Raw genomic sequence first — 19,258 nt, forward strand, 5'->3', positions numbered from 1 at the left:
TGGGGTGATGGGGTGATGGGGTGATGGGGTGATGGGGTGATGGGGTGAGAAGTATATAGAAATCCTCAATCATTTGTGAAAAAGAACCTATGGTGAGATTCTTACTTCTGTTCCTCCACTTCCGGTCTGAGGTTCCTCTGCCCCTTTTCTGGTGTTTGACAACTCAAATCGGATTGCTATATTTTCTTCTATCCCACTCTCAAGGGTCCGACCGTTGATTGTTCTCGGACAAAAGATGACGTTAAACGTGAGGCAAGAGGATATCCATGTTGCCTGCAAGCCTTTTTCCTTTTCACCCTCTCCCATTTCTGGTGAGTCATTGGTATACATCAACTCAAACACAACAAAAACGCAATCGCAAACATCCAAACTTCATCCTGAAACTATAGCATCAATTCAGTTCAGTAATTTTTCGTACACTTTAGGCGTTCGGTGAAGAGGACTGTGAACCATGACTAACGGTATGATAACGACCTTCATTGATTACTGACTTGGTGTCATACTAAGGCTTATTTCTATATCTCAATCAACTTAACTCTACTTATGAACCATCGTTATTGGAGAACCTTTATCGAAGCAGCTGCTGTCACTACCTGCCTGATGTTTGTCAATGGGATTCCCCCAATGACTGAAAATTTTATCTCTGCAACCCTTATGAATAATAAGTTTTTCCAGAATTATAAGGATGGCGTTAAGGAAGTAGTCGCTCAAGAATCTACTTACCCCTTGAATAGTTTATCACTATCATCCTTAGGGAGTGTGGAAAGTTTACCTGAAAAATTATGGAATGTCAAGTTTAACCAATTAACAGCATCAACGGTTAGCCAGAAATATTTCATTGATTCTGCTTTTAGCTTAGGGAGTTTTTAATGATGCTATTCATAGGTTTATTACACTATAAATAGATAATCAGGAGTTAAAATGTTACAAGTGTGTCTACAGCAACCCTGGCCCCTGGATAAACCAATTAGCAAAATTGTATTTCCAGCAATTTTACCAAGCAGCTTGGGAAATTTTGCCACATTATGCTTGATGTTATCCCCACAGGAAATTCAGTATTATCTATTCAGCAAGCCCCACAGTCAATTTGTCTTCATCAATTCGCCTCATCCTATGCTACTATGGGTTACTGTGCTTGAGTCTACAGCACAGGACTCTCGGTTACTCCCTTGCTATCTAGACTTGAAAACCTCGAAAGTTCAGACCATTACTCGTTGCTTAGCAGATAAAGGCTTCTATCGACTACTGTTGTTTTCCACTGAAGAACCACAACGCTGTAACCAGGTAATGACCGTAACGCTTACACCCCAACAATGCCACATGTTACAAGAGTCGGCTAATACTGGTCAAACCTCACAACCTATAGCTCAACCCATAGTCAGCAGACGCATACTAAAGATAAAATTTGAACAACTCAAATCCCAAGTGTTGAATAAATGGGATGCTCTGGACAGGTTTAATTCCCCAACCCAGGCAGAACTTGCTCATTCCATTTCCTAGTTTCCAGCTTCTTCTAACCTTAGGTATTATCATATCATTGCTAGTATGATATAATTCACCTTTGAATACTTATCATTCTGGGAAGCTGGCTGATTAGTCATTGGTGATTGGGTAGATATGACAAAGAACAAATTGCTAATTATTAATAATGACTAATTAAAATTTATTCACGATCGAGATTTTCCTAATTGTTCACAATTGGCAAGAACTCCTTTCTCTGTGATGAATATTCCCAGGCAATTCCGTCTGGATCTTTACTTTGACTCCATTGTGAAAAGTCGGCATCAGATTTACGTTTACCAACTGTGCTGGAATGAACATTCAGTCGCTTCGCTAATTCGGCTTGGATCAGAGGTTGATAAACTTTCTTATCCTGCTTCTTTTTGACCGAGTTTTTTTGATCACCTGAAGCATCAGCAGTAAAGGCAGCTAGTTTTGAGGCAACAGATTCTTGTGATCGTGGAGTTTCTACCAATTTTGGGATTTCACTGGTAGAGAACTCATCTTTTTGGACCTGTAGTTCTAAAGACGGGGTTGGTTGACTGGTGTTGGATTCACTCTCAGGCTCGAAGGAGGATTCACTTTCAGGCTCGAAGGATGGTTCACTCTCATCAAAGATACTACCGAGAGCGCTAGCAGTCAGAAAGTAATAAACAGTGCCAATGTCATCATAGGTTCGACTCTGAGCTCCAAACTCCTGTGCCTTTTTCTCTAAATACTGTTTCGCTGCAGTTCCAGAAATATCTGCCTTGATCGACAAGTCAATGGGTGTCAGACAACCTTGGTTATCTTTAATCAGTTGATTGAAGAAGGGATTAACTTTCCGAGTCCACTTCTGCCATTGATATTGCTGCCAAAGCCTGATGATGATAATCAAGATTAGCATTGCCAGTACGATCGGCCATGCCTTTAGCAACAGAACCATCACCAATGCGAAGGGGATGATCAGAATGAGAATTCCAGTGGCACTGCTATCGATTACTTTTCCAGTCATCTGACTTCACGGGGTAGGGAAACCGCGTCTTTTTAAAGCGCGGAGGAACTACGACAAAGCGCGGTTTTAACCGCACCTTATCCCTCGCTCAACTGCTTGGGAGGGGGTATACTTAGTAGTTTATTCGTTTACGAGCCATTAAGGGGCTATCCACTAAAGTCGGGACTGTGGATTATTAGTAATTAGTGGACATTTCTACCAATCCCGATTACCCATTACCCGTAATAGTCACGGCTTCTTGCTAGTAGTCTTAGTTAACTCAGGTTAGTCAGAGCAAGACGTTTAAACATCGCTATCCGTGCCTTGGTTGCTAAGGTATCATCCAGTGGTTCTAATGACACTGGTATATGATACTTTTGCTTGAGGGCAGTTTGGATCAGCCAATCAGCAATAAAGGGGTTTTTCGGTAACAGCGGACCGTGGGAGTAGGTTGCGATCGCATTTCGATAAAATGCCCCTTCTGTGCCATCTTCCCCATTGTTACCATATCCTTTTACCACTTGAGCTAGGGGTTCGACATTACCTAAATAGGTACGACCACCGTGATTTTCAAAACCAATCACTACTGGAGTTTTCCCGAGCATAGCCTTTAAGTCTTGGGCTAGGGGTGATGCAGTAATCTCAAATACCACATTACCAATGCAACGGCGAGCATCTACGCCAGGATGCTTGCTGACCAAATCCAGCAACCCTAATCCCTGAATCCGCTTACCTAGAGCAGGTTCATAGTAGTGACCTAGCAATTGAGGTGAGCCACAGGTAAATACCCCCGGTGTACCTCCTTCAATTTTTTCTTGTAGGGCATTGGCTTTGCTACCTTGTAAGTCTCGCATAACAATTTCTTGCTGTCTATCTTGAGCACCACCACCCATGAAGATATCCACTTGATAGAATTGCTCAGCAGGGGTTTGCTGATCCAGGGGGATTAGATTGACTCTAATGCCTCGCCACTGGGTTCGTTGTTGTAAGCAGATCACATTACCGCGATCGCCGTAGGTACTCATTAGGGTAGGGTAAAGCCAGCCTATAGTTAATTCTAGTTGTTCGGAATTCATCTTGGGTTGAAGGTGATTTGGTTGTTCGCCTTATACTGTCTGTATGTAATAGGAGGACTATTTCCAGATAATTCTTGGTATTTATCGGCAAAACCCATAAGTATAACCATCCTTTCTGTGAACTCTGAGTAAATTCTTGACGTGCAAGCTTATCGCCTTTTTTCCGGGAACCGTGTAATTAAAGGAGTTGCTTTTGCTTCTGGGATTAACCCTCCCAAACTCCCCCGTCAAAAGGTTTTTAGCTATATCACCACGCTTTCCAACCTTTGATGGGTTTCAATGGGTTATGTCTAATGGGGTAGCCATATTTATTGAGCGCAGCTTTTTGCCTGCCTCCCTGTCCTTTGCAGGTAACTACTAGCGGTTGATAGGTTCTCAACACCAAAGCTTCAACGTCTCCAACACAAGCTGCATCAATCCAATGCTGCTTGGGTAGTCCCAACTTAGTCCGGTTGTATTTGGTCTGAGCACCCGTGCCAGTAACCACAGGTTTTATTTCGTTGAGTACCTTTACTACTTTGTTCCGAGTTGTATTGACCGCTGCTGCATCTCTCAATGGCGAAAGCGCCTTGTTTTTGATTTTTTGTAGCAAGCCTGGTTTCTTTTTTAGGAATTCTTCAATAGGTCTATTGCCTTTTCGTTGATTACATTTTTCACAAGCTAGACAAAGATTGCTGACCCGTTCGCGTAGCGTCGGCTTTGCCGAATCACTGCCTCCTTTGGATTTTGGGTGAATGTGCTCAATCTGTAGGGGAATATTTTGCTTGCCACAATAGGCGCACTCCCTCCCCCACTTCTCAAGTAAATATTCCCTCACCTCATACCCGGCTAGTTCACCTTGTTGGTATTCCACCCCATTGATTTCAGGATCCTGCATTTTTTGAGTGTCAAACTTGACTATTTCAATCCAAATCTCATTGACTGGACAAAACTTAGTTAGTCGTCTTACCCAGGTTTCAATAGTCAAAACCCTGTGTTCTAGACTGGGAGGAATCCAACCCTCTGGACGCTTACGATTAAGAAATCTTGGCTTCCTGTAACGGGTATTGCGATTACGCCTCCCACCCCTAACGCCACTTCTAGATTCTAGTTTTTTCTTTATCAATCCTCCTCTGTGTTCTAGCTCCATTCCCCAAATAACTTGGTCGTCCTGGACTAGAGCAAACCCAGTCACCTTACTGCCTGGATCTATTTTGATTTGACAAGGGGAGATAGTCGGATTGGCGATTGCAGCCTTGAGGATAATCGTGAATGGATACATCCTAAAAACCGCAGCTTTTCCTTTATCTAACAATCGACGCGCTTTCTTGGGGGATATGGGGTTTAATGGTTGTTTGTCTGTGTCAATAACTAATACATAATTCTGCATTTTTAGTGCGTCTCAAATCGGTAATGTTTTCCGGACTTCGTCCCGCTACGCGAACGACCATGTTGTAATGGCTTGTCGTGTCAACCACACATTTTGCCTTCACCTTAATGGTTGACGATAGAGCTGGGAGCTGGAGTTCACTCCCAGGTATCATGACCAAAACAACGTAGGAAATTAATCCTTGGTCTGCAACCTAGTTAGGTAAATTTCCGAGTTTTGCCGGAAATTACCAAGGCTTTTACTAGGTGCTGAGCAGTTATGGGAGAAGCTGATCCAAGCTTTTGCTTCGCACCATTGCACTCCAGATTAGAGAATGCTAGAGAGCTGGTCAAGTAATAGAAGTTGACAAGGGATGCAGTGGTCTGACGGGGGTTTCCCCCACTCGCGTTTTGCATGGCTGACAAAGTCCGATACTTCGACCAAGCACTTGATCAGGATATTTCTATTACCATTACACCCCATCATCCCATCCTCTCATCACCCCATTATCAATTGGCCTAGTTTTCTGATCACTTAACCGATGCTCTAGGAGACTACAATGAAACTTGTGGTTTGCTGCCTATCGATAAATCAATGCTGCAAGCAATCTCTGCTCTAACCCTAGGGTTCCAATTTGCTTCTCCAGGGCCAATAATCGTTGAACTCGGACCCGTAACAATCCGCTGGTACGGACTATTGATTGCCTCAGCAGTGTTAATTGGAGTTAGCCTTTCCCAATACCTAGCCAAGAATCGTAACGTTAACCCAGATTTGTTGGGCGACTTGGCTATCTGGCTGGTGATTTCTGCGATTCCTGGTGCCAGACTTTACTATGTCTTGTTTCAGTGGGAACAATACGCCCAGCGTCCAGACCAAATTATTGCGATTTGGAATGGTGGGATTGCCATTCATGGCGCTATCTTGGGTGGTATCTTAGCTGCAACAATTTTCGCCCGCCTCAATAAACTGTCTGTCTGGCTGTTAGTTGATCTAGTAGTTCCTTCCCTGATATTAGGTCAAGCAATCGGACGTTGGGGGAATTTCTTTAATTCCGAAGCCTTTGGTGCTCCCACGGATTTGCCTTGGAAATTGTATATTCCACCACTACAGCGTCCCCCAGGCTTTCAGAATTTTGACTATTTCCATCCCACCTTTCTCTATGAGTCTGTGTGGAACTTATTGGTCTTTGGGTTACTGATGACTCTGTTCTTTCGGGATTTACGCCGCAAACCCCATCTTAAGGTAGGCACGATGGCCCTAGTTTATATGGTCGCCTATAGTACTGGTCGCTTCTGGATTGAGGCATTGCGGATGGATAGTCTGATGCTCGGTCCATTACGCATTGCTCAAGTGGTCAGTTTGGTTGCGATCGCATTGGGAGTTGCTGGTTTAGGCTGGCTGTATTGGATGGGTCGGTCTTTGCCAGATGTTGTTCCAGCCGATAATCAGCAGTGGGATACGGTATCTAAATAAAAAAAAGCCCCAGAGTTTAGCTCTAGGACTTCACCAGGGTGCATCTACCACTTTATTTTTACTGGGTAGATCAGGTTAATCCGGACAATTTTGGAATATGGCAATCTGTGATAAGTTGTGATATTGGAAAGATCGCGCGTAAGCTATCAGCTATCAGCTATCAGCCAACGGCTTAATGCTTACGATCGCGCAACGGATGATTCGAGGGCATGTTACCTATAGGTGAGTCTCTGGTATAGCAGTCCCCAGGGCAGGCGCGGACATGACAAAAGTCTCAAACCTAAGTAAGCGCAAGAGTTTGACTTCTGACTTCTGACTTCTGACTTCTGACTTCTGCTATAACTCGGGATTAATCACAAATACCAATTACCCTTTACCAATGACCAATTATTCAAGTTTGACAATATTCATGTTCTCGTAAATTATAGGAAACCTCAAATTCCAGAAGTTTCTCCAACGTTTCTAGCTTCTTCAACCCAGCTATCAAACAACTTTTGATTCTTTTTAATCCATTCTTGGCTATGGCGACGGATATCTGCTGGGCTATTTTCCCCCTTTTCGGCCCGTAGGCTTTCAGCATTAATATCCTCAATCGACATCTTAAATCGCTCAAACAATTTTCTGGCTGCTGGGTTGGCTGCTATAAATTTTTTGTTGGCCACAAAGCGAACCCGATCCACCGCAAATCCGAGATTTTTACCATCGATTGAAGTATGTTTTTCTGTCAACCCTTTCTGGGCTTCTGGTAGATTGGTTTGGGCAACTTCTAGCCAAACCACATCCTCACCTGGTTTTAATACCGTAGCCAGCCACAGGGGAGTCCAAGTGTAGTATAAGACGGGTTTTCCTTGTTTGTAGCGAGCAATGCTATTCGCAATTAGGACGCTATATTCTCCTTGGTCGTGTTCGACAGTATCCCTGAGCCCATAAGCATCTAAGTGATGCTCAATAACTAACTCACATCCCCAACCGGGAATACAACCGGCTAAATTGGCCTTACCATCTCCATCGGAGTCAAAGAGTTTGGCAATTTTAGGGTTTTTGAGTTGTTCCAAATTGGTGATATTGTATTTTTCAGCAGTTTTTTTATCAATCTGATACCCTTGCAACAGATCAGAAACAATAACTCCAACTCGCTCTAATTTCTTTTCGCCACCATTTTTTTCAAAGAATTCTGTGTGTAACTTTTCCCAGTGGCTAGCGGTAAAATCGAGGTCGTTATTACCCAAAGCGATGTGGCTGGTGGTTGGTTGGAGTTGTTTGGGTTTTTCAATCTCGTAACCGAGCTTTTCCAGAGCCGTGTTAACGATGTGTGTCATGAATTGTGAATCGGCTAGATAACCATAGGTAGAGCGTACCTTCACCCCTTTCCCAGGTAGGGCTATTTCTGATGCAGTTAATTCGGTTGTAGCTTGGGGAATTTGTTGCCAGCTGATGAAACCCACAAGCAATGCCACTAAAACCGTTACAGCAACAGTAGTCCCAGTCCGTGGTTTACTGGTTAACCTCAAACGCACAAAACCAATCGGTCCTCGCTCTAGCCAAGGGATTTGGTTGTTGCCTTGACTCACCACTTGAGTGATCCGGTCGAGCATCACCGCAATCAGCACGATGCTTAATCCTCCCACAGCAGCTAGTCCGACATTCACCCGACCGAGACCTTGTAAGACCATCTGTCCCAGTCCCCCGACACCAATCATAGAAGTCACCACCGACATCGATAGTGCTAATAATATGGCTTGGTTGACTCCAGCTAGGATAGTTGGCATTGCTAGGGGAATTTGCACTTCCCAAAGCATTTGTATTGGGGTTGAGCCAAATGCGATCGCAGCTTCGACAACTTCTGTAGATACTTGTCGGATACCTAGGTTGGTCAGGCGAATCAAGGGGGGAACAGCAAAGACTAGAGTAGCGATTACTCCTGGCACTGCACCAATGCCAAATAGCATTACTACTGGGACAAGATAGACGAATGACGGCAGGGTTTGCATGGCATCAAGCAGAGGTCGCAGGAATTTCTCCACGCGATCGCTACTAGCACAGGCAATGCCAAGGGAAATGCCAATCACCACGCAAAAGACTACAGCTGTCACCACTAGCGCCAGGGTAGTCATGGCTTGTTCCCAAGCTCCAAAAAAGCCAATCAAGGTCAAGGCAATAAGGCTATAAATAGCAATTTTACCCCCAGCAATTTGCCATACTATCAAGCCCAGAATAATCAGGAAAATTAGGGGAGGAATCGATAGGAAAAGCGATTGTATCCCTTCCAGAGTCCAGGTAATGGGCAAGCTAATTGCTTGAAAGAAGGGACGGAAGTTGTCAACTAGGAAATTAACTACTGCGGTAATCCACTCGTCCAGGGGTAAGGTATAAAGCTCAAAGGGATTCAAGATAATATCTAGACCGACTTGGCTTGTTGCGATATTATTAAGGGATAGAATTAAAGAATTGAACACAATACTATTCCGAGGAACCTTCTTATAGTATAGATTGTCGATTTATCTAGATATTTTCTTTGTAAGCATTCAGCATTCAGCATTCAGCATTCAGCATTCAGCATTCAGCATTCAGCATTCAGCTAAAGCGCTACTTGAGATGCTACTTGAGGTGCTATCAGCTGTTGTCTTGGACAAGCTTTTGAGGTTTGCCAATACTAGCGATCAGATCAGACTGTTCGACCATTCCTTTGAATGTACCGTCAGTATCGACTACAGCAACAGGAAGTCCATCTCGGTAGAGGTGAAATATATCTTCTAGGTGGGTGGAAGCGTTGACTGTGGGGAAGTCCGTTTCCATCACTTCAGTAATGTCTTCGCTTCCTTTTTGGAGGACTGCTTCGAGCCATTGTTTCTTGACAATTCCAACCGGTTTGCTGTGTTCATCGACAACATACATTTGTTGGAGGTGATGGTCTATCATCTGTTCCAGTCCAGCCTTAGCAGAGTTTTCTGTAAGAACTAAGGCAGGGGTTTGACGAGCTATTGACCCAGTTTTTAGGACTTGGGCGCGGTTAACATCTTGGATGAATGCACTGATGTAGTCGTCAGCTGGTTGGTTAACCAGTTCTTCTGGTGTGCCAGTTTGGACGATATAACCGTCTTTCATCACTGCTATGTGATCGCCCATCTTCAGGGCTTCTTGAATATCATGGCTGATAAATACAATGGTTTTGTGCAGTTCTGTCTGGAGTCGCAGTAATTCATCCTGCATGTCCCGCCGAATTAGGGGGTCGAGGGCGCTGAATGCCTCATCCATGAGTAAAATCTCGGCATCTGTGGCTAAAGCGCGGGCTAAACCGACCCGTTGACGCATGCCACCACTGAGGGATGAAGGTAAATAATCTGCCCATTGGGATAAACCTACCACTTCTAAGGTTTCCAAGGCTTTTTTGCGGCGTTTTGCTTGATCTATCCCCCGGACCTTGAGACCATACCCGACATTTTCTGCAACTGTTTTGTGGGGAAATAATCCAAATCGCTGAAACACCATTGATACCTTGCTCTGGCGAATCTCTCGCATCCGCTTCTCATCAACATGGGCAATGTCTTCATCATCGATATAGATATTGCCGCTGGTCGGATTAATTAAGCGGTTAATACAGCGAGCTAGGGTAGATTTTCCGGAACCGGATAACCCCATGACCACAAACAATTCTCCTTGATTGACTGTCAGAGAAACATCAGCAATACCTAAGACTTGACCAGTTTTTTCTAAGATAGAATCCCTACTCCCACCTTGGCGAAACAGTTTGAGGGCAGCTTGGGGTTTTTCGCCATAAATTTTAATCAGATGTTCAATACGAATTTTGGGGTTTGAATTAATATTATTCATTAGAAATTGGTTATTGGGGAAAAGGTCATTGGGGAAAAGGTCATTGGGGAAAACTCCTAGGTTCTAACAGTTAATCAGTAAGCTCCACACTTTTTATTATTTTTATGACCATTCACCTTAAATTTCATCTGGGTCAATCCCTGCCTGTCGCAGTCTCTCTGCTAATTGCTCAGCTCGTTGCTCAGCTACTTCAGCTTGTTGCTCAGCTACTTCAGCTCGTTGCTCAGCTACTTCAGCTCGTTGCTCAGCTGCTTCTTCTGGTAAGGGAACTAGATTCCCATCCCGGTCATAAAAGCGCAGCCATACTGCTGAGGTTTCCTCAATGGTTCCAGACCATGCTCCTAACCACAAGCCTAAGGGCTGACACCATAGCCACCCTTGTTCATTTGGGGTTAGCTCCTGGTAGCCATTGTCTATATGTAAATACCATCCTTGCAATGAATCTGGGTCAAAGGGTTGGTAGACAAAATAATTTGGAGTTCGGAAGGTCTGGCAGTAGATGCTCTTCTTTTTACCTGTGTCAACTTGCTTTGTGGAGGGGGACATCAGCTCGATTATTACATCTGGGTAGCGACCCTGTTCTTCCCATACTACCCAACCCAGGCGTTCTCGACTACCGTCTACATTCAAGACTACAAAGAAATCTGGCCCGCGAAAGTCCCGGTTTCGTGCTTGTTCACTACTGAAGTAAACAAACATATTGCCCCCAACAAAGTAATCGTCTCGGTCAGCTAAAGCAACGCGCAGTGAACGGATCAGGGCGTTCATGGCTATGCGGTGGCGGTCACTCTCCAAAGGTTCTCCATCATCAAAGATTAAATCGGTTGGTGGCATCGGGGGCTCCCAATCCACACTATCGGTTGCAGTTGGGGATACTGTTTCGGTCTTGGTTATGCTGCTCACAACAGATCTACCGTCACGTTTGGAAGCCTGGTATCTAATCACTGGGAAAGAAAAACGCACTAAGAGCGCGGTGTTAACCGCCGATACGAACGTCTTTCCCCTAGACTAGTATATCTGTTCTGTGAACCTGATGCGATCGCAATCCTAAATCGTTTGTCAAAAATACTTCCGTTGAAAATAAGTAGTCGGACAAAACTAAAATTAACTCTTTAAATAGGGAGCAGGGAGCAGGGAGCAGGGAGCAGAGGGACTTTTGGCAACTTTACACAAATTAATACAGTTAGGTTTATTTTTGTCCAGGTACTTAGTGCTGAGTCCTCAATACAGAAACCAGAGTAAAAACTGTTACTGTTGACTAGTCAACAGTGTTTCAACTTATAGTATAACTTGACATAAAATACTTGATTGAAACATTTTTTAGCAAGACTACATAGACTAACTCTTTGCTAGTCTAAATCTGAAGAGATGTTGCAGTTACAGCAGTTTTAAATTGGCTGAGATACAAATTATTGGATTTTAGGGAGCAGGTAAGAAGTAAAAAATGCTGTGTACCCGATAGCTATGAAAAACGCTGTGATCAATTAGGCTTTTTTTATAAAATAAATTACTATTGCTGCAAGGCCAGGCAAACGCCCCGATTCAATAAATTTATGGCCTACAAAACCGTATCCGGATCAATTCCCCGTTCTTGTAATAGCGCTCTCAGACGTGCCACTTCAGCTTCCGCCTTTTCAGCTCGTTCTTGTCCTGTCAGCAATAGATTACCTTCACTATCCCACCATCGCAGCCAGATTTGGGTTTGATTCTGGTAGCTTCCCGACCATTTTCCCAGTTCTACTTTTAACGGAGCAATCGGATAATGACCCCGTTCGTTCGGTGACATCTTCTGATAAAATCCATTTACCAGATTGTAGACTTCTAGTTCATTGTCCTTGATCAAAAATATGGCGTAGTAGGGAATCCTCATCACTCGTTCGTAGACCCAGAATTTCCCAGGACGCTGACCCTTTTTCTTATCCTTGGTCTGAGGGGTAACAGTTGCTAGCTGAGCCAGTGATGTTTTGTCCCGTTCCTCACTCCCATCCCTGCTTGCCAGTTCGATAGCAATCAGGGGTGGAATGTATTCCCTACGAAGCACGTAGGAGCGACGAATCTGACCATCAAGCTTGGGGGGAACATCTGGAATATAGAACCAATCAGGAGCTTCGGCTCCTGTCTCTGGGGGGTCGGTTTCTCGCCAGTAGATGCCGCAATCTTGACCAATGATGTACTGACCATCAGGGTGAAGCTGTTGCAGTACTGAACCAATTGAATCGGTTAGGAGCAGAGTTTGGGGATGCTCTTGAAAGTTTTTGCCTACGGCACGCTCCGCGAACACAAAGGTGCCATCCGACTCTGGTAATTGGGTGTGGTCGGGAAAGGGTTGGGAAAAATCTGGGTTGGGAGTGAGGGTTTTCGGTTGAATATTTTGAACCATCCCACTAGAAATTAAACTGGGTTCGCAGCAGTCCAACCCCAATGGTATCATTTTCATCATTGTGTTCTGGATCGATAATCACCAAAACACCAGGAGTGATAAAGATTCTATCAGTGAGTGGGTAGCGATAAGACAGTTCGAGATGGTATGATACATCGCGATCGCGACGACCAGCAACATCATTACTAGCTAGTCTCGGAGGCATGCCAACAATTAGATTCAACTGGCTGCCTAGTTTTCCGATGTCTGGGAAAGCGGCGGTAATTGCCCAGCTCCAAATATCTGCTTTTGATCCGGTTGATCCATCGAAATCATTGTTGCGGGGTGAGGATTCTGCGATCGCATTGCTATAACCAACCCAACCCCCTAGGGTAAAGCGATCGCTAAATCGATAGCTAGTCGATACACCCAAGCTATTTGATGAGGTGGCTGTATTTGAGCCAAAGGGAGATTGAGCGAATTCGCTACCGAGAAACGATGCAGTGTTGGCTGTTTCAGGAGAGTAGTACCGGACATAGGTCAAGGCCATACCAAAACGATCAGAGGGAGTGAGGGTCACCTGAGCCAAAGCACCAAAGGCACCATTGAACAGTCCAAAGTCTGAATTAGAGGCAGAACCAGTGTAATAGGCTGCTCCAGTAGCAATCACGTCATTGAATTGATAGTATATTGCAGCACCAGCGCCAAAACCCAAGTCGTAGATGTAATTATTGAATCCAAAACTGGAAATGGTAAATACTGGATTGAGGGTGGGAATCAAAGCACTTGCTCCCTGACCTGCTGCTGTTATAGATACCAGACCTTTATTACCTAGGGGAAACCGATAGAACAGCTGGTTTAATTTAACATCATTGCCGGTATTAGTGGCAAAACCAAACTTTGTCATGGCTGTGCCGGTGAAACCAGTGCTAAAGTTACTGGTATTCCCTGGCCGAAGTCTAGTGCGCAAAAGGTCTCGACCAGTGAAACTGGTGTCAAAGTTGAGAGTTGCCCGGCCTCCCAACAGAGTATTAGTATCATCAAAATCTTCTGTTGGGCTTTGACCAGAAGGAACTGCTTTTTTCCCCCCAAAGCCAGTAGCTAGAGCAATATCTACACTCCCACGCAAGATAGTAGTAGTAGAAAACTGATGGTCTTCGAGGAAAGTAACCCGCCCTTCCAAGTTATCGACCCGAGCCTGTACAGTAGCCAATTCATCACTGAACTCTTCTTGTAGCCTTTGCATTGCTGCTAAATCAGCTTCCGTTACCAAGTTGGCTGTTTTCCCAATAATCATGGCATTCACCCGATTTAGGCAAAAATTCAAGCCAAACGCAAACTCGTAGCGAGTCAGGGCGCGGTTACCGCGATAGGTGTCATCCTCGTAACCAGTCAGGCATCTATAGCGCTTCAACAAAGACTGTAGTGCTTCGTAAGCCCAATCCGTAGGTTGGACATCAGACAGTTCATAAACTGGTGTTACCCGCTCCATTGGTCCATTACTCAACGGATCTGTCACACCTAAGTTTTGGGATATATCTAAACTATTATCTGGACTATTATCTAAACTATTATCTAGACTATTGGAGTTAGTCTGAGTAGATGGGATGTCTAATAGTTTGGAAATCGGTGCTACCTGACCCATAAAGGGATTACTCACAGTGTCTGCCACCTCTAGGTCTGGCGGTGACTCTAGACTAGTCAAGCTAGCTGTCGATATCCCAGAATGGGGAATAGAGGTAGTGGTCTTAAACTCCAGTTCATGGTGGAATTGGTCGGTTAACTGAGGAGTTTTTGGGGGAGTTTTTAAGTACTCTCGCGCTAGATATTTCTGGTTGGGGTTAACATCTGACCAATCTGCTGTCAAGGTTTCTAGTTTGCTCTCAGCCATGGCGGGGGTAATGGTTACCAAATGGACACCAAGTACTATCGGTGTCAGTGGTAATGCACCGCAAAATTTTTTCACAATTCTCCTCACACAAGAAAAATAAAGGGTAAAAGCTCGAAGGCAATACCACACCAATAACAGCGATACACGGATAGCAAAAGAAATTTATTCCTTTTGCCTTCTGTTGACTTTTGTCCTTCTATGGAACAACCCTGATGTTGTTATTCACAGCTTCGATGGCTCGGTTAGCAACATCTTCCGGTATCCGAGTGTACTGTAGATCTTCGTTCAAGTCTTGACCGTCAGTCAGAATCCAATTTATCAGGTCTTTAACCCCTTGGGCTAGTTCTGCTTTAGGATACTTTTCGTAGACAAACAGCCAAGTTATACCTACAATTGGATATCCCTCTTCTGGGTCATCTATATTTTCGATGGTGAAGTCATCATTGAACTGCACATTGTCTAGGGCTTTATTCGCTTGATCAACCGTAGGCTTGACGTAGCGACCAGCTTGGTTTTCCAGCCTGGCCATTGGTAGGTTAAGCTGTTTAGCATAACTCGCTGGTACATAGCCAATGGCACCGTCAATTCGCTTAACTTCGCTAGCTACTGGTCCATTTCCCGGAACACTAGAGAAGACCTTAAAGCCCCAATTAGGTTTTCTACTGGCTCGGATTCTGCCATTAGTAATTTCATTCAAATATTTAGTAAAAATAAAGCTAGTACCGCTACTACCTGAGTGGACAACTACTTGAATCTTACGGTTTGGCAGGCGGGAGTTAACTTGCTTCCAATTAGAAATTTGACCTGTGAAGATTTTACCTAGAGTTTCTCGGGATAGCTTAACATCGGTGGTTATTCCTTGAAGATTATAAACCACAGCCAAAGATCCTCCAGCCGTTGGTACCATCAACAAACCCCGTTTCATTGAGTTTCTCTCTACAGGAGTTGGAATTACATTGCTCGCTCCGAAGTCAACGGACTGATTCAGAAATCGTCTAATCCCACCACCACTGCCAATGGCACTGTATTTGAGCTTTACATCGGTTGTTTGTTCTTGGTATTCTCTAAAGTAACGCCGATAAAGAGGTTCAGGAAATGTAGCTCCCGCACCAGTCAGGGATTGAGCGATCGCACCACTGATAGAACCAAAGCCAACGGTAACGGTTACCGCTGTTGCTGTTAAAACCTTTTGCCAAAAAAATTGATAGCCAATCATTAATGTATCCTTAATTTATTCTAGTATTACAATTTTTAGTATTCTTAATCCTATAGATTACGCGATCGCTGAAAGCGGGACTTCGTCCATCGCGTCAATAACAATGTAAGCATTCAGCGGTCAGCCGTGAGCTGTCAGCCTTCAGCTAAAAGCTCACGCTATGGAACCGTCAGCTGATGTAACAGAGATTAAACCAATGCTTACTTGTTTTATTCAAAAGCACCTCATTAGCTGATAGCTGATAGCTGATAGCTGATAGCTGATAGCTTACATAACAATATAATTTATATGACGACTATTTCAAGTCTAAAGTTTCGCCAATTTTACTGGCGTTATAAGTGGGCAATCAATAGTGGGCAATCAAATTTATCTCATCAGAGAGTTTACTATAAAACTCTAAGCCAAGTTTAATGCTATTTTACAAGAAAGGAAACATTTTTTTGGTGTGACATGGAGATGAGTTTACTGCGAAAATTTAGCTTGACACTGGTTTCATTCCTTGCACTTAGTCTCCCAGCTGGCAAGGCATTTGCCCAAAGCTTTGGGGGGATATATCAGGAGATTTCTATCTCTGAAGTGCCAGCTCCTGCTATCACTGCGGCCACTGTTGCTGCTGGTGTCTCACCCACGGATGCAGCAATCGAGATTGGGGGTGATGGCAAGCTAATCTATGGACTGAGTGGTCAGAACTCCCAGGGCAACCGCTTTGAAGTGGATGTCAATGCCATTGGGGAAATTCAGCAGGTTGAAGAAGAAATTGACCAAAGTCAGGTACCCCCAGAAGTACTCAAAGGTCTAAGAGTCTGGCTACCTGACTTCCAGCCTACTGTGATAAGAAGGAGCGTCCGGGCCACAGACGTTATATACGAATTCAATGGTAAGGATGTGCAAGGCAACAACCTTCAAATTGAAATGCCGTCCAAGGGTGGGAGGTTGATGCTCTTTACCTATTGAACCAGGGACTAACTCTACCTAGGTTTTAGGGAGCAGGGAGTAGGGAGTAGGGAGTAGGGAAAAGGGAACTTTGGATCAGGGAAAAAATCCTGTGTACCTCGGCAGTCTTGATGCTGTCGCTCATGCTGGAAACTATAGCAGTTGTTGATGGGGGGAACCCCCGCCTGAAGGCACTGCCTCCCCAAGACCGTGCTAAATCGCTAGTTCTCTGCTCTCCTAACGACGGAAGTATGGTTATTCAACCGAATTTGATATTACTCTTCTGGGCAGGTAAGTGTTAACTTGCTTCCAATTGCCGATTTGACCTGTAAAGATTTTGCCTAGAGTCTCCCGAGATAGTCTGACAGAGGAGACTACACCTTGGAGATTGTAAATCACTGACACAGCTCCCCCGGCTGTGGGCACCATTTGTAAACCCCGTTTCATCTGACTTTTCTCCTCATCGGTTGGGGGCATATCAGTGCCAGCGAAATCAACAGACTCGTTAATGAATTGCTCAATGCCAGTAACACTGCCAATGGTGCTGTAATTTACGTTAACGCTGGTTTCTTGTTGGTATTGAGAAAAGTAACGCTGGTAAAGGGGTTGGGGAAATGATGCACCGGCACCAAACAATGGTATTGCACTTGCTGCCTTGAGTGAAATCAATACAATGGCAACTGTAACTGTTAAGGTTATCAATGTCCGACGGGACTTGATTAGAGCTAAACTCATTTGTCTATAAGGATTCAGGATAATTTAAGAGTACAGATAGTTGGTAAGTAAGCATTCATAGCAAAGGGAACAGGGAACAGGGAACAGGGAGTAGGGAGTAGGGAGTAGCGATGCAGCGCGGTCTTGGGGGTTTCCCCCATGAGCGACTGCATCAAGACGGGAGTAGGGAATATGGCATCAAAATTCTCTCAATTCCTACACGGATTGCTACAGCTGTCAGCTATCAGCTATCAGCTATCAGCTATCAGCTTATGGGGGAAAGCATGACATTTCGAGATCCGGATTAGCTCCTCCAGCACCTGAAGTCAAGCAGGGATAAGCGTTCAGGACTTTTGCGATTGACCTTTGGTCACGCTACGCGATCGCATAATCCTTCTTAAACAAATTATTAGCTGGAATGAAAATCAAGGGTAAGCACAGTAAGAAGAAGTCCTCACCTGGGCAGATTTGTTTTCTGGAAAGCCTGTGCCAGGTATCGGAAAACCCCCAAGTGCAAGAAGTTGCGGAAAAGTTCGTTCGTGCCAACTCTTTCAACCCTTCTAAAATTTGCTAGTATATATGTGGTTTCTTTCTCCCGCACCTTGAAAACCCGAATTACTTGCCTCCGCGCGCACCCCAATAGACATTAAATTAATGTAGCGTAAGGAATAATGAGTAGGTGCTAGAAGAGAAGTAAACAAACAACATAATTCACAACAAAAGTAAACAAACAAAAGTAAAAGTAGTTAATTGTAAACAAAAGTAAATTGTTTAGCGGCAGAAAGAAATCCGTTTGGTGGTCAGCGCTTGGTGTATTCGGCAATTGAAATGGAGTACCTCATGAGAGGCTCTCGTCTAGAAGTAGAAGTTTCGACTTCTCAATTACTTCAGACGCTGGACAGCTGTCTTGAGTCAGCTAGCCAGGGTCAGCCCCATATTGTCACCAAAGATGGTGAACAGTATGCGGCTGTCATTTCAATGCCTGAATACGCCCAGTTGCAGTACTATCTTCGGCTTTTGGATTCAACCGCATCACAATTGTTGCAGGAAGCTTCGGATAAGGCGTTGGACTCTGAAGAGTTGTTAAGAAATCAGTCTTCTCCTCAAGACAGCAGCCCTTTGGGGACTCCTTCTAAAGGAGTTCAGAATGAAGATTGCCGTCAAACAAACAAAACAAGTCCGCCAATACGCCAGAAGTCATTTATCTCCTCAGTCCTACACCGCCTATCAAGACTTTTTAGATAGGTTGCGCAAGGGCAAAAAAATAATAGGAGAGAGGCCAGTAGATTTCCATAGACCTAACTGCTATCATTTCCAGCTGTCTACAGGAGATTGGATTATTTATTGCGTAGAGCACAAAAGGATTTTGTGGTTTGAATTAACTGAGATAACTGTTGAGGTTTTGTATCCCAAGGAAAACGTTGATCAAATAGTTACTCTTGCTCTTGCTCTCATGCACTCTGACCCTGCCAGACCGCCTCAAAATTTACTGGGGCAATTAGTTAATTCTAGTATATCGATAGCAGATAACTCTCAACGCCTAATTTTCGCTGTGCAATTTCTTCTGACTATTGGTACTGCCATCTTGATGCTCTTGCCTCAGTTCACTTCTAGTTCACTGGAAGAAAAAATTCAGCCACCGACCTCTGAGTCTGGGGCAGTTACAGAGGAACGTGATCAGATCGCTGATACTGAAAGCAATCGCAGTCCTTGATCTTACTCTTTTGGAATCCTGGCGTTGCTGATTCTGAGTATGGTTTTGCCCCCCTAGCCCCCCAATTTTGGGGGGAAAAAGACTTTCAAAGTCCCCCAAAGTTGATACGGCTGGCGAAATTAATATTTGTTTACAAAAGGATGAGCAGATGTGGAAAAGATCCTTTGTTCGTAGTTGGTTTGGGAGTTACAGTTGAAACAATTGTATCAGTTATCAAACTGAGGAGTTGC

At 44.2% G+C, this 19,258-nt stretch carries 18 protein-coding genes; 5 read left to right on the top strand and 13 right to left on the bottom strand.

Annotation, left to right across the window (positions count from 1 at the left end):
• Positions 1-87: 87 nt before the first annotated feature.
• Positions 88-369 carry a hypothetical protein gene (locus F6K49_RS15555; RefSeq protein ID WP_293020997.1) on the bottom strand — a complete coding sequence of 94 codons (282 nt, stop codon included), beginning with the start codon at positions 367-369 and terminating at the stop codon, positions 88-90.
• A gap of 174 nt (positions 370-543) precedes the next feature.
• On the opposite strand from F6K49_RS15555, the gene F6K49_RS15560 reads away from it, so the two are divergent.
• Both F6K49_RS15560 and F6K49_RS15565 read left to right on the top strand, forming a co-directional pair.
• Positions 544-870 (top strand): hypothetical protein, encoded by a 327-nt coding sequence (locus tag F6K49_RS15560; protein WP_293020995.1) that lies wholly within the window; start codon positions 544-546, stop codon positions 868-870.
• A gap of 51 nt (positions 871-921) precedes the next feature.
• Positions 922-1,500: a hypothetical protein gene (locus tag F6K49_RS15565; protein ID WP_293020994.1), complete on the top strand. Its 579-nt coding sequence runs from the start codon at positions 922-924 to the stop codon at positions 1,498-1,500.
• A gap of 184 nt (positions 1,501-1,684) precedes the next feature.
• On the opposite strand, the gene F6K49_RS15570 is transcribed toward F6K49_RS15565, so the two are convergent.
• The 3 genes from F6K49_RS15570 to iscB form a co-directional block, all read right to left on the bottom strand.
• Positions 1,685-2,494 carry a hypothetical protein gene (locus tag F6K49_RS15570; RefSeq protein ID WP_293020993.1) on the bottom strand — a complete coding sequence of 270 codons (810 nt, stop codon included), beginning with the start codon at positions 2,492-2,494 and terminating at the stop codon, positions 1,685-1,687.
• 254 nt (positions 2,495-2,748) lie between these two features.
• Positions 2,749-3,549, bottom strand: a complete 801-nt coding sequence (locus tag F6K49_RS15575) for a type 1 glutamine amidotransferase (RefSeq protein ID WP_293020992.1) — start codon at positions 3,547-3,549, stop codon at positions 2,749-2,751.
• Between the two features lie 247 nt (positions 3,550-3,796).
• Positions 3,797-4,918: an RNA-guided endonuclease IscB gene (iscB, locus tag F6K49_RS15580; protein WP_293020990.1), complete on the bottom strand. Its 1,122-nt coding sequence runs from the start codon at positions 4,916-4,918 to the stop codon at positions 3,797-3,799.
• A 573-nt stretch (positions 4,919-5,491) separates the two neighbouring features.
• Between iscB and lgt the strand changes: the two genes are divergently transcribed.
• Entirely contained in the window at positions 5,492-6,370 is an 879-nt protein-coding gene (gene lgt / locus F6K49_RS15585; protein WP_293098121.1) for a prolipoprotein diacylglyceryl transferase, read from the top strand.
• A 434-nt stretch (positions 6,371-6,804) separates the two neighbouring features.
• On the opposite strand, the gene proX is transcribed toward lgt, so the two are convergent.
• The 6 genes from proX to pstS form a co-directional block, all read right to left on the bottom strand.
• Positions 6,805-8,826 carry a glycine betaine/L-proline ABC transporter substrate-binding protein ProX gene (proX, locus tag F6K49_RS15590; RefSeq protein ID WP_293047523.1) on the bottom strand — a complete coding sequence of 674 codons (2,022 nt, stop codon included), beginning with the start codon at positions 8,824-8,826 and terminating at the stop codon, positions 6,805-6,807.
• Positions 8,827-8,983: 157 nt separating this feature from the next.
• A complete protein-coding gene (locus F6K49_RS15595; RefSeq protein ID WP_293098111.1) occupies positions 8,984-10,201 on the bottom strand; it encodes a glycine betaine/L-proline ABC transporter ATP-binding protein in 1,218 nt (405 codons plus the stop codon).
• Positions 10,202-10,318: 117 nt separating this feature from the next.
• Entirely contained in the window at positions 10,319-11,035 is a 717-nt protein-coding gene (locus F6K49_RS15600) for a Uma2 family endonuclease (RefSeq protein WP_293098124.1), read from the bottom strand.
• Between the two features lie 724 nt (positions 11,036-11,759).
• A complete protein-coding gene (locus F6K49_RS15605; protein WP_293071584.1) occupies positions 11,760-12,581 on the bottom strand; it encodes a Uma2 family endonuclease in 822 nt (273 codons plus the stop codon).
• Positions 12,582-12,585: 4 nt separating this feature from the next.
• Positions 12,586-14,526 (bottom strand): iron uptake porin, encoded by a 1,941-nt coding sequence (locus F6K49_RS15610; RefSeq protein WP_293020983.1) that lies wholly within the window; start codon positions 14,524-14,526, stop codon positions 12,586-12,588.
• 121 nt (positions 14,527-14,647) lie between these two features.
• On the bottom strand, positions 14,648-15,667 hold the full coding sequence (gene pstS / locus F6K49_RS15615) for a phosphate ABC transporter substrate-binding protein PstS (protein ID WP_293020981.1): 1,020 nt from the start codon (positions 15,665-15,667) through the stop codon (positions 14,648-14,650).
• Positions 15,668-16,123: 456 nt separating this feature from the next.
• Between pstS and F6K49_RS15620 the strand changes: the two genes are divergently transcribed.
• A complete protein-coding gene (locus F6K49_RS15620) occupies positions 16,124-16,621 on the top strand; it encodes a hypothetical protein (protein ID WP_293071955.1) in 498 nt (165 codons plus the stop codon).
• 14 nt (positions 16,622-16,635) lie between these two features.
• Here F6K49_RS15620 and F6K49_RS15625 read toward each other — a convergent pair whose 3' ends face one another.
• Genes F6K49_RS15625 through F6K49_RS15635 form a run of 3 tightly spaced genes read right to left on the bottom strand, consistent with a single transcriptional unit; the run spans position 16,636 to position 17,475 of the window.
• The gene (locus tag F6K49_RS15625; RefSeq protein ID WP_293020977.1) at positions 16,636-16,806 is read right to left on the bottom strand and encodes a hypothetical protein; all 171 of its coding nucleotides are present in this window, start codon (positions 16,804-16,806) and stop codon (positions 16,636-16,638) included.
• Between the two features lie 49 nt (positions 16,807-16,855).
• Positions 16,856-17,335 (bottom strand): substrate-binding domain-containing protein, encoded by a 480-nt coding sequence (locus tag F6K49_RS15630; protein WP_293098115.1) that lies wholly within the window; start codon positions 17,333-17,335, stop codon positions 16,856-16,858.
• 14 nt (positions 17,336-17,349) lie between these two features.
• Complete coding sequence (locus F6K49_RS15635; protein ID WP_293046240.1) at positions 17,350-17,475, bottom strand: hypothetical protein; 126 nt, start codon at positions 17,473-17,475, stop codon at positions 17,350-17,352.
• A 986-nt stretch (positions 17,476-18,461) separates the two neighbouring features.
• On the opposite strand from F6K49_RS15635, the gene F6K49_RS15640 reads away from it, so the two are divergent.
• Entirely contained in the window at positions 18,462-19,028 is a 567-nt protein-coding gene (locus F6K49_RS15640; RefSeq protein ID WP_293046243.1) for a hypothetical protein, read from the top strand.
• The last annotated feature ends 230 nt before the right edge of the window (positions 19,029-19,258 follow it).

The sequence above is a fragment of the Moorena sp. SIO3I6 genome (assembly GCF_010672095.1).

Coding starts and splice junctions, on each gene's coding strand:
- F6K49_RS15570 (WP_293020993.1), bottom strand. CDS start 2,494: ATGACTGGAAAAGTAATCGATAGCAGTGCCACTGGAATTCTCATTCTG.
- iscB (WP_293020990.1), bottom strand. CDS start 4,918: ATGCAGAATTATGTATTAGTTATTGACACAGACAAACAACCATTAAAC.
- F6K49_RS15605 (WP_293071584.1), bottom strand. CDS start 12,581: ATGGTTCAAAATATTCAACCGAAAACCCTCACTCCCAACCCAGATTTT.
- F6K49_RS15635 (WP_293046240.1), bottom strand. CDS start 17,475: ATGGGGGAAACCCCCAAGACCGCGCTGCATCGCTACTCCCTACTCCCT.
- F6K49_RS15620 (WP_293071955.1), top strand. CDS start 16,124: ATGAGTTTACTGCGAAAATTTAGCTTGACACTGGTTTCATTCCTTGCA.
- F6K49_RS15595 (WP_293098111.1), bottom strand. CDS start 10,201: ATGAATAATATTAATTCAAACCCCAAAATTCGTATTGAACATCTGATT.
- pstS (WP_293020981.1), bottom strand. CDS start 15,667: ATGATTGGCTATCAATTTTTTTGGCAAAAGGTTTTAACAGCAACAGCG.
- lgt (WP_293098121.1), top strand. CDS start 5,492: ATGCTGCAAGCAATCTCTGCTCTAACCCTAGGGTTCCAATTTGCTTCT.
- F6K49_RS15630 (WP_293098115.1), bottom strand. CDS start 17,335: ATGAGTTTAGCTCTAATCAAGTCCCGTCGGACATTGATAACCTTAACA.
- F6K49_RS15600 (WP_293098124.1), bottom strand. CDS start 11,035: ATGCCACCAACCGATTTAATCTTTGATGATGGAGAACCTTTGGAGAGT.
- F6K49_RS15640 (WP_293046243.1), top strand. CDS start 18,462: ATGAAGATTGCCGTCAAACAAACAAAACAAGTCCGCCAATACGCCAGA.
- F6K49_RS15575 (WP_293020992.1), bottom strand. CDS start 3,549: ATGAATTCCGAACAACTAGAATTAACTATAGGCTGGCTTTACCCTACC.
- F6K49_RS15560 (WP_293020995.1), top strand. CDS start 544: ATGAACCATCGTTATTGGAGAACCTTTATCGAAGCAGCTGCTGTCACT.
- F6K49_RS15565 (WP_293020994.1), top strand. CDS start 922: ATGTTACAAGTGTGTCTACAGCAACCCTGGCCCCTGGATAAACCAATT.